The organism is Pseudomonas sp. R3.Fl (assembly GCF_023516765.1).
GTDB classification, from domain to species: domain Bacteria; phylum Pseudomonadota; class Gammaproteobacteria; order Pseudomonadales; family Pseudomonadaceae; genus Pseudomonas; species Pseudomonas citronellolis.
In genome coordinates, this window is record NZ_JAMGSO010000001.1 from 6,219,894 (window position 1) to 6,234,688 (window position 14,795).

The 14,795-nt window shown below is 68.8% G+C and carries 15 protein-coding genes; 10 read left to right on the top strand and 5 right to left on the bottom strand.

Features of this window, described 5'->3' with window-relative positions; all coding sequences use genetic code 11:
• Positions 1-52: 52 nt before the first annotated feature.
• Complete coding sequence (locus M8R19_RS27575; RefSeq protein WP_249919503.1) at positions 53-388, top strand: hypothetical protein; 336 nt, start codon at positions 53-55, stop codon at positions 386-388.
• Positions 389-405: 17 nt separating this feature from the next.
• On the opposite strand, the gene M8R19_RS27580 is transcribed toward M8R19_RS27575, so the two are convergent.
• On the bottom strand, positions 406-693 hold the full coding sequence (locus M8R19_RS27580; protein WP_135499939.1) for a hypothetical protein: 288 nt from the start codon (positions 691-693) through the stop codon (positions 406-408).
• Between the two features lie 113 nt (positions 694-806).
• Here M8R19_RS27580 and M8R19_RS27585 point away from each other — a divergent pair, with 113 nt between their 5' ends.
• From M8R19_RS27585 to M8R19_RS27600, 4 genes are all read left to right on the top strand, one after another.
• Complete coding sequence (locus M8R19_RS27585; RefSeq protein ID WP_249919504.1) at positions 807-2,324, top strand: flavin-containing monooxygenase; 1,518 nt, start codon at positions 807-809, stop codon at positions 2,322-2,324.
• Positions 2,325-2,377: 53 nt separating this feature from the next.
• On the top strand, positions 2,378-4,384 hold the full coding sequence (locus M8R19_RS27590; protein WP_249919505.1) for an oxidoreductase: 2,007 nt from the start codon (positions 2,378-2,380) through the stop codon (positions 4,382-4,384).
• Between the two features lie 114 nt (positions 4,385-4,498).
• Entirely contained in the window at positions 4,499-5,407 is a 909-nt protein-coding gene (locus M8R19_RS27595; protein ID WP_249919506.1) for an alpha/beta hydrolase, read from the top strand.
• Positions 5,408-5,485: 78 nt separating this feature from the next.
• Entirely contained in the window at positions 5,486-6,238 is a 753-nt protein-coding gene (locus M8R19_RS27600) for an SDR family NAD(P)-dependent oxidoreductase (RefSeq protein ID WP_249919507.1), read from the top strand.
• A gap of 46 nt (positions 6,239-6,284) precedes the next feature.
• Here the strand turns inward: M8R19_RS27600 and M8R19_RS27605 are convergent, their stop codons facing one another.
• From M8R19_RS27605 to M8R19_RS27620, 4 genes are all read right to left on the bottom strand, one after another.
• A complete protein-coding gene (locus M8R19_RS27605; RefSeq protein ID WP_249919508.1) occupies positions 6,285-7,025 on the bottom strand; it encodes a carboxymuconolactone decarboxylase family protein in 741 nt (246 codons plus the stop codon).
• Between the two features lie 61 nt (positions 7,026-7,086).
• On the bottom strand, positions 7,087-7,839 hold the full coding sequence (locus M8R19_RS27610) for an SDR family NAD(P)-dependent oxidoreductase (RefSeq protein ID WP_249919509.1): 753 nt from the start codon (positions 7,837-7,839) through the stop codon (positions 7,087-7,089).
• A gap of 95 nt (positions 7,840-7,934) precedes the next feature.
• Positions 7,935-8,867, bottom strand: coding sequence for an alpha/beta hydrolase (locus M8R19_RS27615; RefSeq protein ID WP_249919510.1), 933 nt, complete (start codon positions 8,865-8,867; stop codon positions 7,935-7,937).
• Between the two features lie 177 nt (positions 8,868-9,044).
• Entirely contained in the window at positions 9,045-9,848 is an 804-nt protein-coding gene (locus M8R19_RS27620) for an IclR family transcriptional regulator domain-containing protein (RefSeq protein ID WP_196499179.1), read from the bottom strand.
• Positions 9,849-10,070: 222 nt separating this feature from the next.
• Between M8R19_RS27620 and M8R19_RS27625 the strand changes: the two genes are divergently transcribed.
• Genes M8R19_RS27625 through M8R19_RS27645 form a run of 5 tightly spaced genes read left to right on the top strand, consistent with a single transcriptional unit; the run spans position 10,071 to position 14,789 of the window.
• Positions 10,071-10,379 (top strand): hypothetical protein, encoded by a 309-nt coding sequence (locus M8R19_RS27625; RefSeq protein ID WP_249919511.1) that lies wholly within the window; start codon positions 10,071-10,073, stop codon positions 10,377-10,379.
• Positions 10,380-10,408: 29 nt separating this feature from the next.
• Positions 10,409-11,479: an acyl-CoA dehydrogenase family protein gene (locus M8R19_RS27630; protein ID WP_249919512.1), complete on the top strand. Its 1,071-nt coding sequence runs from the start codon at positions 10,409-10,411 to the stop codon at positions 11,477-11,479.
• A gap of 40 nt (positions 11,480-11,519) precedes the next feature.
• A complete protein-coding gene (locus tag M8R19_RS27635) occupies positions 11,520-12,659 on the top strand; it encodes an acyl-CoA dehydrogenase family protein (RefSeq protein WP_249920240.1) in 1,140 nt (379 codons plus the stop codon).
• Positions 12,660-12,680: 21 nt separating this feature from the next.
• Positions 12,681-13,586 (top strand): SDR family NAD(P)-dependent oxidoreductase, encoded by a 906-nt coding sequence (locus tag M8R19_RS27640; protein ID WP_249919513.1) that lies wholly within the window; start codon positions 12,681-12,683, stop codon positions 13,584-13,586.
• 36 nt (positions 13,587-13,622) lie between these two features.
• Complete coding sequence (locus M8R19_RS27645) at positions 13,623-14,789, top strand: acyl-CoA dehydrogenase family protein (protein WP_249919514.1); 1,167 nt, start codon at positions 13,623-13,625, stop codon at positions 14,787-14,789.
• Positions 14,790-14,795: the final 6 nt, after the last annotated feature.

Sequence of the window (14,795 nt, forward strand, 5' to 3'; positions counted from 1 at the left end):
AAGTGACTTTTAAAACGGGACTTCGCACAGCGAACTACCAAGGAGCGCAATGATGAAAATGATGGCCGGTGTCATTTCCCTGATGACGCTATATGGATGTTCTTCGCCGCCGGGTGAAAGCAGGTCGGGAAGTTTCTCCGAATATACCCGGAAGTCCCCGCAGGAATATGTCACCTGCCTGGAGCCCAAGTGGCAGGCGGTGAATATATCCACGTCCAAGACCAGGACGCGGAACGGGTTCTCCCTGGAGGCTTCCGCGCCGCAGAGCGGCCCGGTGGCATTGGCGATCATCGACGCCCAGGAAAGCGGTTCCAGGGTGGAGGTCTTCCTGCCGACGGCGCAGGGCCGGGCCGAAACCTGGGGCGACCGCGCCAGGAGCTGCCTGTAGGCGCCGCACGGCGCGGCTTAAGGCCCCGAAGCGATTGGAGTCTTGCTCGCTTTGAGCATCGAAGCAGTGTCCCGACTTTGGCGGGCGCTGCTTTTTTCTTGGGCGGCGGATTCCACTGTACGGAACCCTTGCCAGGGTTGCGTTGACGCTGCCGGGCGGCGGTTTTCTAATCGAATCACATAAGAAATACAAAACGGGTGATCTCGATGAATATTTATCTGCAACGCATTTATCGCCTCATTACTTGCCTGTTCATTCCCGCCGATGATGTTTTGAGGAAGCGTGCGCAGGCTGAGTCCGCGCACTTTGGCGTCGCCTTCCTCGTCCTCTAGCGCTCCTGTCGTCAATTCAATATCCGTGCGATCCGTTCGCAGGGCGGCGGAGTCGTTTCGCCGAATATTCAGTAGGGTTGTGAAACATGGTCAATTACACAAGTGAGTCGGCAGATATCGGCGAGCAATATGTCGATCATGAAGTCGCCATCATCGGCACGGGGTTCGCGGGTATCGCCATGGCGCATTACCTGGACGAACTGGGCCTGACGGATTTCGTCCTGTTCGAGAAGGCCGACAAGGTCGGCGGCACCTGGCGCGAGAACCACTATCCCGGCGCCCGTTGCGACGTGCCCGCGGCCCTGTACTCGCTGTCGTTCGCCCCGGAGTGGAGCTGGACCTCGAACTATCCGCCGCAGCGGGAAATCCTCGCCTACATGATGCGAACCGCCGAACGCCAGGGCGTGACGCTGCGCACGCGCTTCAACACCGAAGTGCTCAAGGCCGAGTTCGACCCGGCGCGGGGCATCTGGACGCTGCACGGCGCCGACGGGGTGCTGGCTACCTGCCGCACCCTGGTTTCGGCGGTGGGCCAGCTGAACCACCCGGCCACGCCCAGGGTCGAGGGGCTGGACAGCTTCCAGGGCGCGGCTTTCCATTCCGCGCAGTGGCGCCATGACGTCGAGCTCAAGGGGCGCACCGTGGCGGTGGTCGGCACGGGGGCGAGCGCGATCCAGATCGTCCCGGCCATCGCCCCCGAGGTGGAGAAGCTGATTCTGCTGCAGCGTTCGCCGGCCTGGGTGTTCCCCAAGCCCGAGCGCGAAATCCCCCTGCAGGAGCGCCTGCACTACCGCCTCCACCCCGAGCTGCTGCGGCAGGAGCGCGAAGCCCTCTACGAGCAGTTCGAGGCCGGCTTCGACAAGTACATGGCGGACACGCCGATGAACGTCCAGGCGCGCGAGGAAGGGCGCCAGCTGATCGAGTCGCAGATCGCCGACCCCGAGTTGCGGCGCAAGGTCACGCCGGACTACCTGCCCGGCTGCAAGCGCATCCTGGCGTCGAACGACTGGTACAGCACCCTGGCGCGGGACAACGTCGAAGTGGTCACTGCGGGGCTCGAGGCCTTCCAGGGCGATGAGATCGTCGACACCGACGGCAACCGCCACAAGGCCGAGGTGGTGGTGTTCGCCACCGGCTTCCGCTCCACGGACTTCCTCTTCCCCATGGCGGTCAAGGGTCTGGACGGCGCCGACCTGCACGCCACCTGGCAAGGCGAGCCGCAGGCCTACCTCGGCATGAGCGTGCCGGGCTTCCCCAACCTGTTCCTGATGTACGGGCCCAATACCAATACGCACAACTCGATCATCGGCATGCTCGAGGCCCAGGCGAAGTACATCGCGCGCAAGGCCAAGGGCCTCCAGGCCGCCCCGGGCCGCTTCATCAGCGTGAAGCCGCAGGCCCAGGAGCGCTTCTACGCCGACATGACGCCCAGGTTCGAGCGCTTCTCCTGGAGCGGCGGCTGCCACAACTGGTATCGCACCGCCAGCGGCAAGGTGGTCAACAACTGGCCCGAGCGCACGCGCGCCTACTTCGACCTGCTGGCCCGCGAGGATGACGCCAACTACGACGCCTTCGTCGCGCCACAGGCCCCGGCCGGCCGCTGACGGGCCCGGGCCGCGAGAACGCAAGGCGAAACCGCAATACCGTGGAGTACCTGATGACCTCGAAGTACCGTTTGGCCCTTTCCCCCCTGCAGGTCGGGCCGGTCACACTGCCCAACCGCCTCGTGCGGACGGCGCACGCCACGCTGTTCTCGCGCGGCCAGGTGAACGACGACCACATCCACTACCACCTGGAGCGGGCGCGGGGCGGGATCGGCCTGACCATCCTGGAAGGCGTATCGGTGCACCGTTCCTCGACCTTCTCCCTGGGCCTGGAGGACGACGCCGGCATCGCCCCGCTGAGCCGCCTGGTGGAGGCCATCCGCCCGACGGGCATGAAGCTGTTCCAGCAGCTCTGGCACGGCGGCAACGTCGAGCCGGCCCCCAACGGCGGGCCGCCCTGGTCGGTGACGGCGCTGCCCGGGCGCTACTCGCGGATGCCGCCGGTGGCCATGTCGCCGCGGCAGATCGCCGAGCTGGTCCACGCCTACGCCGCGGCCGCGGTGCGCCTGGCCAAGGCGGGGATAGACGGCGCGGAGGTGCTGGCCGGCAACGGCTACCTCATCTCGCAGTTCCTCTCGCCGTCGCTGAATACCCGCGGCGACGCCTACGGCGGCAGTTTCGAGAATCGCCTGCGCTTCCTGGAGGAACTGCTCGGCGAGGTGCGCGCCCAGGTGCCGGCCAGCTTCGCGCTCGGCGTGCGCATGGGCGCCAGTTCCGATCCGGCGATCCTCTCGGCGCAGGACGTGAACGCCGCGATCCTCCAGCTCCAGGCGAAGGGGCTGATCGACTTCGTGAACATCTCCCAGGGCGACTACTACTTCCACGTCGAGCGCTATGCCGCGATGGACCAGCCCGCGGGCTACCAACTGCCGGCGATGCGCGAGGTGGGCAAGGACGTCAGCGTGCCGCGCATCGTCGTCGGCCGCTTCGGCACCCTCGACGACGTGGAGCAGACGCTGCGGGCGGGCGATGCCGAGATGGTGAACCTCGTGCGCGCCACCATCGCCGACCCCCATCTGGTGCGCAAGGAAGTCGAGGGGCGCTCGCTGGAGGTGCGCCCCTGCATCGCCTGCAACCAGGGCTGCATCGGCGGCCTGTTCTCCGGCCGCATGAGCTGCACGGCGAACCCGACGGTAGGCCACGAAGGCCGCCTCGGCGAACACCTGATCGTCCGCTCCGGCCAGCCGCGCAAGGTCGTCGTGGTGGGCGGCGGCCCGGCGGGGATGGAGGCTGCCCGCGTCTCGGCGCTGGCGGGCCACGAGGTCACCCTGGTCGAGGCGTCGTCCGACCTCGGCGGGCAGATCAACCTCGCCAAGCACCTGCCGAAGAACCATGGCATCGGCGACCTGACCAACTGGCTCGAACGCGAGGTCTTCCGCCTCGGCGTGCAGGTGAAGCTGTCCACCTACGTGGATGCCGCCGAGGTGCTGGCGATGCAGCCGGACGTGGTGATCCTCGCCACCGGCTCCATGTCGGCCGCCGCCGACGCCTTCGTGCAGACCGCCGCGCCCCAACTGCAGCTGGACATCGAGCCCGGCGCGCGGGTGGTCTCCTCCGAGGACCTGGTGCTCGGCGCCGCCGGCGAGCTGGGCGGCAGCGCCGTGGTGGTGGACGACATCGGCCACTACGAGGCCATCGGCTGCTGCGAGATGCTGCTGGAGCGCGGGCTGGACGTCACCTATGTGACGCGCCACGCCTCCTTCGCGCCGGAGATCGACAAGACCGGCAGGACCCAGGCCGCGCTGCGGCGCTTCTATGCCCTGGGCAACTTCCGCCTCCTCACCAGCTCGGTGGTGGTGGCGATCCAGCGGGACGCGGTGCAGGTGCGCCCCATCGACGGCTTCAGGCCGGAGAGCGTGAAGGCCGACACCACCGTGGTGGTGGCCTATCGCGAGGCGCTGCGGGAGCTGTGGGACGAACTGGTGGACGCCGGGCCGCAGCTGTACGTGGTGGGGGATGCCCTTTCCCCCCGCGACCTGGTCTGCGCCATGCGCGAAGGCCATTTCGCCGCGCGCTCGATCGACGAGCCGCGGATCGAAAGCCTGTGGAACAACATGTGAACCCGTGAGCCACCCGGCTCGGAACGCTTCGCGAAGGCCACCGGCCGGCCCGCCCAGGGCGGCCCCGGCGGCTTCGCGGCCAACTGCCCAGCGCTACAGGGAGAAAGCCCAGCCATGCCACTCGATCCGGAAATCGCCGTAGTCCTGAAGTCCCTGGAGGACATGCCGCCCATGGAACGCATGAGCCTGGCGGAGCTGCGTGCGAGCGTCGCGCCCGTTCCACCGGAGCGTCGCGCGCCGGTCGCCGCGGTCCGCGACCTGGTGGCGGGCCTGGGCATCCCCCTGCGGCAATACACGCCCCTGGAGCTGGCGTCGGACAGGCTCATCGTCTACTTCCATGGCGGCGGTTTCGTCATCGGCGACCTGGAAACCCACGACCACCTGTGCCGCGACCTGGCCAACGCCAGCGGTTGCAGCGTGGTGGCGGTGGACTACCGGCGGGCGCCGGAATGCCGCTTCCCGATATCGCTGGACGACTGCATCGCCGCCGTCCGCTGGATCGCCGTCAACGACCGCGAGCTGGGGGTGAGCACCGAGCGCCTGATCCTGGCCGGCGACAGCGCGGGCGCCAACCTGGCGACGGTGACCGCCCTGCGCTTGCGCGAGGAGGGCGGCCCGCGCCTGGTCGGGCAACTGCTGGCCTACCCGGTCACCGACTACCACACGCCGGCCACCCCGTCCTACCTGGAGAACGCCGAGGGCTACTCGCTGACGCGCAACGCGATGATCCGTTTCTGGCAGGACTATGTCGCCACCCCGGAGCAGGGCTGCCAGCCCTACGCCGCGCCCCTGCGCGCGCCGTCGCTGGCCGGCCTGCCGGCGGCGCTGGTGATGACCGCGCAATTCGACCCCCTGCGCGACGAAGGCGACGCCTATGCCGGGCGCCTGGCCGAGAGCGGCGTGGCGGTGACGCACCTGCGCTACGACGGCCTGATCCACGGCTTCCTGCGCATGGCCATGGTCAGCCGGCGTGCGCGCGAAGCGTTCGCCGACATCCGCCGCTGGGTGGACAGCCTGCCCTGAGCCGGGTTGGCGCCAATGCAGCGGTTTCCCTCCCTTGTTTCACCCAACCCTTGTTTCACCCAACCAAGGAGTCAAGGTATGAGTCGTCCTGTCGTGCTGGTAACCGGTGGCGCCGGAGTGATCGGCCGTGCGATCACCCAGGCGATGATCGCCGATGGCTGGCGAGTGGTCTGCCTGGATCGCGCCGGCGCCATCGACCAACTGGAGCATGAGGAGTTCGTCACGCCGCTGGCCTGTGACATCACCGACCACCAGCAGCTGGCCTCGATCGTCGCCCAGTGCGGCGAACTCGCCGCGCTGGTCAACTGCGCGGGCATCGTGGAGTTCGGGCCGCTGATGGACACCGACCTCGAATCCTGGCGGCGCACCTTCGAGGTCAACGTCACCGCGCCCTTCGCGCTCATCCGCCTGGCGGCCCCGGCCCTGGCGCGCAGTGGCCGCGGCGCCATCGTCAACATCACCTCCATCACCGCCAGGCGGGCGAGCGTGGGACGCGCCGCCTACGGGCCGTCCAAGGCCGCCCTGGAAGGGCTGACGCGCCAGGCGGCGGTCGAACTCGCGCCCCTGGGCATTCGCTGCAACGCCGTGGCGCCCGGGCCGGTGGAAAGCCCGCTGTCCATCGCCAACCTGTCGGCGAAGGACTATGCGGACTACGTCGCGAGCATTCCCAGCGGGCGCTTCTCCAGCGCGGCCGAAGTGGCGGATGCGGTGGCCTACTTGTGCTCCGAACGCGCCGGTTCGGTCACCGGCCAATGCCTGGCCGTGGACGGCGGCTGGCTCGCCGCGGGGGCGGGCATGTGGCGCCTGCGGGAAAACGCGGGGCAGCGCTGACGGGAAGGGCGCATGCCGGGCAGTTGCCCGGCATGCGCCACGGGGGCTAGTCCTGGGCGGACGGCGCGACCTGTTCCAGGACGCGCAGCCCGGTGGTCCAGCTCTGCACGCCCAGGCAACTGACGATCTGCATCACCTCCACCAGCTCGTCCACCGTCGCCCCATGGCGCAGGGCGTTGGCCATGTGGATCCGCGCCCCCTCCCCATGCAGGTGGGTGGTGGAAACGTCGATGGCGACGTAGATGAATTCGCGGACCTTGGGTTCGAGGGTGCCGGTCAGCCAGGGCACCGAGGAAAAGTCGGCATAGGCGTCGAAGAACTCGGGGTGGGCCTGCAGCATGTCCTCCAGCAGCTCGCTCCAGTACTGCCGCCCGGCGGTGAACTTGTCCCGGACCTGTTCCGCCCTGGCGCGGTGTTCGGCCGACGCCTCGCGGGCCTGGCCGCCGCCGAGCTCGCGCATCAGGATCGGGGCGCCCAGCATGAAGCCGTGCATGCCCAGCACCGAGGCCATCTGCAGGACTTCCCGGACCTGCTCGCGGGTGGCGCCCTGGTCGAGCGCGCATTTTATCTGCACGCCCAGTTCCCGTTCGTTCAGGTGCGTCACCGCGGCGTTGGCCGCGATCAGCACCAGGTGCCGCACGCGCGCCTCCAGCAGCGGCGGGCGCGGGGAGGGGAAGCAGAGCCGGAGGCAGGCCTCGAAGAACCCCGGGTCGGTATCCAGGGCGCGCTGCAGGTCGTCGTTCCAGTAGCCTTGCCGTTTCACGAAGGCGTCTTTGAGTGGGTTCAATGCGGTAGTCCTCGCTTGGGTTCGAGGCGCCCGCCGCGGCGGCGGGCGCCGGTGGCCAGGGCTAGTCCTGCTGCAGGCTCTGGCAGGTCATGCCGGTACTGCTCATGCCGCCGTCCACGGCAAAGGTCTGGCCGGTGATGTAGCTGGCGGCGGGGGAGGCCAGGAATACGGCGACCTCGGCGATCTCCTCGGGGCTGGCCACCCGGGCCAGCGGAACGCTGGCGGTGATGCTGCGGCGGAAGCGCTCGTCGTAGGTGGCGGCGGTCATCGCCGTCGCCACCGAGCCGGGGGCGATGGCGTTCACCAGGATGCCGTGCTCGGCCAGCTCCAGGGCCATCACCCGCGTCGCGGCGATCACCGCGCCCTTGGAGGCCGCGTACGCCGTGCGCCCGGGGAAGCCCAGCAGGCCGGCCGCGGAGGCGACGTTGATGATCCGCCCGCCGCGGCCGAGCATGCTCCGCGCCGCCTCCCGGGCGACCAGGCAGGTGCCCAGCAGGTTCACCCGCAGCAGGCGCTCGAAGTCCTCGGGCTCGGTGTCGAGGAAGGGCTTGTTGAGCAGGATGCCCGCGCTGTTCACCAGGACGTCGACCTTGCCCAGCTGCGCGACCAGGCTGCGGACGTTCCCGGCGTCGCCGACGTCCAGCGCGAAGGGCCTGGCGTTGTCGCCCAGCTCGGCGGCCAGCGCCCTGGCCTGTTCGAAATGGATGTCGGCGATGGCGACCTGCGCGCCCTGGCCGATGAATAGCCTGGCGACGGCCGCGCCTATTCCGCTGGCGCCGCCGGTGATCAGGACGGTCTGCTTCTCTGCTTGCATGGGGGTTCTCCCGGGGTGGATGGAAACGGCATCGATCCCGGCGTGAGCCGCTGCCCACCGGGAACCGACACCTTCGCTCGCAAGGTCGGGCCTGCTCAGCGCCTGCCGAGCAGGGCCCTGATTTCGTCGGCGGTGTAGCGGATGGCCTCGGCGCTGCCGGGCAGCAGGTCGACCATCATCATGAAGGCGTGGATCTGCCCCTCGAAGCGGCGATGGGCCACCGGCACGCCCGCTTCGCGCAGCCGCGCGGCGAACGCTTCGCCTTCGTCGCGCAGCACGTCGTGCTCGGCGGTGAGGATGATGCTCGGCGGCAGGCCGGCGACGCTGGGCGAGCGCAGCGGCGCCACTTGGGGGTCGCTGCGCCGGCCGGCATCGGGCACGTAGTGGTCCCAGTAGTAGCGCATGACCTCGGCGGGCAGCAGGACCTGCATGTCCGGGTCGCGGTAGGACGCGGTCTGGAAGTCCGCGTCGGTCACCGGGTAGATCAGCGCCAGGCCCCGGATGCGCTCGCCGCCGCGCTGGCGTTCGCGCAGGGCCACGCAGGCCGCCAGGTTGCCGCCGGCGCTGTCGCCGGCCAGCAGCAACGGCAGGTCGCTGCCGAAGAGCGCCCGGCGCTGCGCGGCGACCCACTCGAACCCGGCCCAGGCATCCTCCAGCGGGATGGGGAAGGGGTGTTCCGGGGCCTTGCGGTAGCACACCATGACGATGGCGCAGCCGCTCTGCGCCGCGAGGTTGCGGCACATGGGCTCGAATTCGTCGTTGCTGCCGACGACCCAGCCGCCGCCATGGAAATAGACGATGACGCCCTGGAGTTCGCCTTCCGGGCGAAGCAGGCGCAGCTCGATCTCGCCGCCCGCGACCGCCAGCCTGCGGTTCTCCCGCAGCGCCAGCCCGGCCCCCGGGCCGAGCAGGCCCTTCAGGCCCGCCAGGGCATCGCGGGCTTCCTCGGGCGACATCAGGTGCCTGGGCTTGCGGGCATTGAGCCGCGCGGCAGTGACGAAATCTTGCGTACTGGGATCGAGTGCCATGGGCCGCATCCTCTTCTTGTCATGCATGACCGGACCCGCCCCGACGCGAGTCGTAGGCGGTCACGGCCATCTTTCCATAGCAGGCTGGGGATGCGGCTTTGACGAGGGCTGCGGCCCGTGCAATGGAATCCCCGTCCGGCCTCCATCGCACGGCGCCCGATGCCTCGGGCGTTGCCGTCAGCTGTAGCGCGACTGGGCGAGGTCGCGGGCGATCTGCGCCGCGGTGCGCTGCAGGGGCGCCAGTAGGGTCTTGCGCGCCTCGGTGAGGTTGACGGCGCTCTTGAGCAGCATGACGTTCATGGTGGCGAACAGCTCGCCCTCGTGCATCACCGGCACGCCGATGGCCCAGACGTTGCTGGCGAAGACGTCGCGGCTGTATTCGCTGCTCATGACGGCGAAGCCGTCCTTGCGGATCTTCTTCAGCAGCTTTTCGAGCCGCACGGGGTCCTGGGCGAGCTGGTTCCATTCGCCGGGGCTGGCGGCCAGGTTCTCGATGATCGAGCGGCGTTCCTCCTCGCCGCAGAACGCCAGGTAGGCCAGGCCGATGGAGGTGGCCAGCATGGGCGAGCGGAAGCCGGGCTGGCGGTTGAACGACAGCGGGCCGCTGCCGCGGGACGTCTGCACCACCACCATGGCGTCGAAGTCGAACAGGGCCAGGTCCGAAGGCCAGCCGATGGCGTTGCGGAAGCGCGCCAGGGTCGGCTCGGCGACGCTGGCGAGCCAGCGCGACCTGTCATAGCCCTGGCTCAGCAGGAGCGTGCGCGCGGTCACCGAATACACCGCCCGCTCCTGGTCCCTGGCGACATAGCCCTCATGGTGGAGGGTTTCCAGCATGCGCACGATGGTCGCCTTGTCCAGCCCGGTCTGCCGGTGGAGCGAGGCGACGGTCGACTGCTTCTCCTCGTTGATGACGCGCAGCACCCTGAGCGCGCGGACAACGGCCTCGACCGGTTTGAAAGATGGCTTGCGCAGGTTCTTCACGGGGCGTCCTTGAGTCTGGGGCATGGGGGTTGGGGCCTGTCGCCGGAGCGGGCCGGCAGCCTTCGCCGGGCCCGCCGAATACCGAACTACGGAACAACGCGCAGATAGCGTGGCTGACGGGGGGATTTTAGCGGCATCGTTGATTGAAATGAAATTTCAGATAATGAAATATCGATTTCAACCTCTGGCACGCAGCGAAGGCAACACGAAAGGGGGCGCCACATGATTGCTGGAACCAGCGCACGACACGGGGCCGTCGGGACTGCGGTGCGACGCGTCCGCCAGCGCCGGGCCGCCGTGATCCATGCGTTGCTCCTGGGTGTCGTGCTGGGGCAACCGCCGCTGTGGAGCGGTGGCGCCGCGCTGCGGGCCGGCCATGACGGCAATGCCGGCGGGCGAGAGACGCGGGTGGCCCAGGCCAGGCTGGCACTGCAGCAACCCGTGCTGTCCGGACGCGAGCCCGGGCAGCACGAGAGCCAGGCGCGGCGTGGCGACTTGAAGCGTTATGCAACTGACATGGCTCGGCTGTGAGCGGCATGTCGGGTAATCGGGAGAACGGGATGTATTCGTCTGAAGAGCGTTTGGAAAATATCCGCATGATCCGCGACAGCGCCTCGGCCTTCGCCCCGGCGGGCGAGCTGGCGCGGGTGCGCGGGCTGCGCTACCAGGCCCCTGGGTTCGACAAGGCGGTGTGGCGCGAGATGGCCGGCAACGGCTGGCTCGGCCTGCCGCTGGCGGAGGCGCAGGGCGGCGCCGGCCTGGGCATGGCCGAATATTGCGCGCTGCTGGAAGTGCTGGGCGCCGCGCTGGTGCCGGAGCCTTTCGTGCCGGCGGTGCTGGCCGCGCGCCTGTTGAACGGCGAGCTGCTGGCCGCCCAGCTGACTGGTGAGCGCCTGCTGCTGCCTGCGCTGCAGGAGCAGTACGACAGCCTGGAACCGCAGGCCGGGGCTACGCGCCTGGTCGATGGCAAGGTCAGCGGCAGTAAGGTCTGCCTGCCCATGGCCGCCGGCGCCGATGGATTCCTGGTCAGCACGGACCGGGGGCTGGCGCTGGTCGAGGTGGGGGCGCCCGGCGTGACCCTGTACGTCGCCCAGACCCAGGACGGCGGCCACCTGGGCAGCCTGGTGCTGGAGCAGGCCCCGGCCGAGCTGCTGCCGCTGGACGCCGAGGCCCTGGCCGACGCCCTGGACGAAGCCGCGCTGGGCACCGCCGCCTATCTGCTGGGCGCCGCCGAGCAGGCCTTCGCCCTGACCCTGGACTACCTGCGCACCCGCAAGCAGTTCGGCCAGGCCATCGGCAACTTCCAGGCCCTGCAGCACCGCGCGGTGGACCTGAAGCTGCAACTGGCCCTGTGGCGCGCCAGCCTGGACGCCGCCGCGGCCGCCTGCGACGCCGGCGCCCCCGTGGCCCAGCGCCGCGCCGCGGTGTCGCGGGCCAAGGCGCGCGCCGCCGACGCGGCGCTGCTGGTCACCCGCCAGGCCGTGCAGCTGCACGGCGCCATCGGCTACACCGACGAATGCGACGTCGGCCTGTTCCTGCGCAAGGCCATGAGCCTGGCCAACCTCTACGGCTCGTCCGCCCAGCACCGACGCCGCTACGACGCCTGCATGCCGCGCCTGGGCGACGCCTGACATCCGCTGGAGGAGAACGACAATGAGCGACAAACCGCAACTGCCCGACTTCAACGCGCTGAGCGACGACGCGTTCCGCCAAACGGTACGCGAGTTCCTACGGGCGAACTTCCCCGAGGAGCTGCGCGACCTGCCCAAGCGCCTGCACTGGAACGAGGTCAAGGACTGGTACATGACCCTCTCCGAGCACGGCTGGCTGTGCCCGGGCTGGCCCCGAGAGTTCGGCGGCATGGGCCTGTCGGCGGCCAAGCAGCTGATCTACACCGAGGAGTTCGAGAACTACGGCGTGGCCCGCACCCCGGACCACGGCATCATGCTGCTCGGCCCGCTGCTGATCCGCTACGGCTCGCCCGAGCAGCAGCAGTATTTCCTGCCGCGCATCCTCTCCGGCGAGCACATCTGGTGCCAGGGCTACAGCGAGCCGAACGCCGGCTCGGACCTGGCCAGCCTGCGCACCGAGGCCGTGCTCGACGGCGACGAGTGGGTGGTCAACGGCCAGAAGATCTGGACCACCCTGGCCACCGACGCCGACTGGATCTTCCTGCTGGTGCGCACCGACAAGACGGCGAAGAAACAGGAAGGCATCAGCTTCCTGCTGGTGCCGATGGACAGCCCCGGCGTGACCGTGCGGCCGATCCTCAACCTCGACCTGCACGACGAGCTGTGCGAGGTGTTCTTCGACGACGTGCGCGTGCCGCGCGGCAACCTGGTCGGCGAGATGAACGCCGGCTGGACCATGGCCAAGGCGCTGTTGGGCTTCGAACGCATCTTCCTCGGCTCGCCCAAGCAGTCGGCCAACGCGCTGACGCGCCTGGAGCTGCTCGGCGAGCACCTGGGGTTGTCCGACGAGCCCGGCTTCCGCGACCGCCTGACGCGCCTGCGCCTGGACCTGGACGACCACAAGCTGCTGTTCGAGAGCTTCGCCGAGCGCCTGCGCCGCGGCGAGAGCCTGGGCGCCGACGTGTCGCTGCTCAAGGTGCACCAGACCGAGCTGTTCCAGCGCATCACCGACTACATGCTGGAGATTTCCGGCGAGTACGCCGCGCTGCTGGAGCCCATCGAGGGCAACGGCAACCTCAACCCCACCGGCCTGTTCCTCCAGGCGCGCCCCGCGACCATCTACGGCGGCAGCTCGGAGATCCAGCGCAACATCCTGGCCAAGGCCGTGCTCGGCCTGTAAGCGAACGACGGAGAGAACGACATGCTCGACAACAAAGTAGTGGTGGTCACCGGTGCCGGTGGCGGCATCGGCCGGGCCATCGCGGTGGAAATGGCGCGCGCCGGCGCCTCGGTGGTGATCAACGACGTCGGCGTCTCGCTGGGCGGGGAGGGCGGCTCGGCCACCCCGGCCCAGGAGACGCTGAAACTGATCGAAGGCTTCGGCGGCCGCGCGGTGATCAACACCGACAGCGTCGCCGAGTGGAACGGCGCGCAGCAGATCGTCGCCTGCGCCATGGACAGCTTCGGCCGCATCGACGGGGTGGTGAACAACGCCGGGATCATCCGCGACGTGATCTTCCACAAGATGAGCGTGGAGGACTGGCTGTCGGTGATCCAGGTCCACCTCAACGGCAGCTTCTTCGTCAGCCGCGCCGCCGCCGAACGCTTCCGCGCGCAGAACGGCGGGGCCTTCGTGCACATGGTCAGCACCTCGGCGCTGATCGGCAACGTCGGCCAGGCCAACTACTCGGCGGCCAAGCTGGGCATGGTCGCGCTGTCCAAGTCCATCGCCCTGGACATGCAGCGCTTCAACGTGCGTTCCAACTGCATCGCGCCCTTCGCCTGGAGCCGCATGACCAGCGCCATCCCCGACAGCACCCCGGAGGAGAAGGCCCGCGTCGAGCGCCTGAAGCAGATGACCCCGGAGAAGAACGCGCCGCTGGCGGCGTACCTGCTGTCCGACCAGGCCAAGGACGTCAACGGCCAGGTCTTCACCGTGCGCCGCAACGAAATCTTCCTGATGAGCCAGAACCGCCCGGTGCGCTCGGTGCAGCAGGGCGAAGGCTGGACCGCGCAGAGCATCGCCGAGCACGGCATGCCGGCGCTGGCCGGCTCCTTCACGCCGCTGCAGGTCAGCGCCGACGTGTTCTGCTGGGACCCGGTCTGACCGGCCCGCTGCCACTGTATCCATGAGGTTGAGTTGATGAACGCTGAGCGTGCCCAAGAGAGCTACCAGGACATCCGTGAAGGCGTGCGCGCCCTCTGTGCGGAGTTCCCCGCCGAGTACTGGCGCAAGATCGATGAAGTGAAAGGCTTCCCCGAAGCCTTCGTCAAAGCCATGACCGAGGCCGGCTGGCTGTCGGCGATGATCCCCGAGGAATACGGCGGCTCCGGCCTGGGCCTGGCCGAGGCCTCGGTGATCCTCGAGGAAGTGAACCATTGCGGCGGCAATTCCGGGACCATCCACGGGCAGATGTACAACATGTTCACCCTGCTGCGCAGCGGCAGCGAGGAGCAGAAGCGCTACTACCTGCCGAAGCTGGCCAGCGGCGAGCTGCGCCTGCAGTCCATGGGCGTCACCGAGCCGACCACCGGCACCGACACCACCAAGATCAAGACCACCGCCGTGCGCCAGGGCGACAAGTACGTGGTCAACGGCCAGAAGGTGTGGATCTCCCGCGTGCAGCACTCCGACCTGATGATCCTGCTGGCCCGCACCACGCCGTTGGCCGAGGTGAAGAAGAAGGCCGACGGCATGTCGATCTTTCTGGTCGACCTGCGCGAGGCCATCGGCAATGGCCTGACCGTGCAACCGATCGCCAACATGGTCAACCACGAGACCAACGAGCTGTTCTTCGACAACCTGGAAATCCCCGCCAGCAGCCTGATCGGCGAGGAGGGCAAGGGCTTCCGCTACATCCTCGACGGGCTCAACGCCGAACGCACGCTGATCGCCGCCGAGTGCATCGGCGACGGCCGCTGGTTCATCGAGAAGGCCAGCCAGTACGCCCGCGACCGCGTGGTGTTCGGCCGCCCCATCGGGCAGAACCAGGGCGTGCAGTTCCCCATCGCCGAGGCGCACATCGAGGTGGAAGCGGCCGACCTGATGCGCTGGAAGGCCTGCGCGGAATACGACGCCGGGCGCAACGCCGGGGCCGCGGCGAACATGGCCAAGTACCTGGCGGCCAAGGCCAGCTGGGAGGCGGCCAACGCCTGCCTGCAGACCCACGGCGGCTTCGGCTTCGCCAATGAATACGACGTCGAGCGCAAGTTCCGCGAGACGCGCCTGTACCAGGTGGCGCCGATCTCCACCAACCTGATCCTGTCCTACGTGGCCGAGCACCTGCTCGAACTGCCGCGTTCCTTCTGAGGCGAA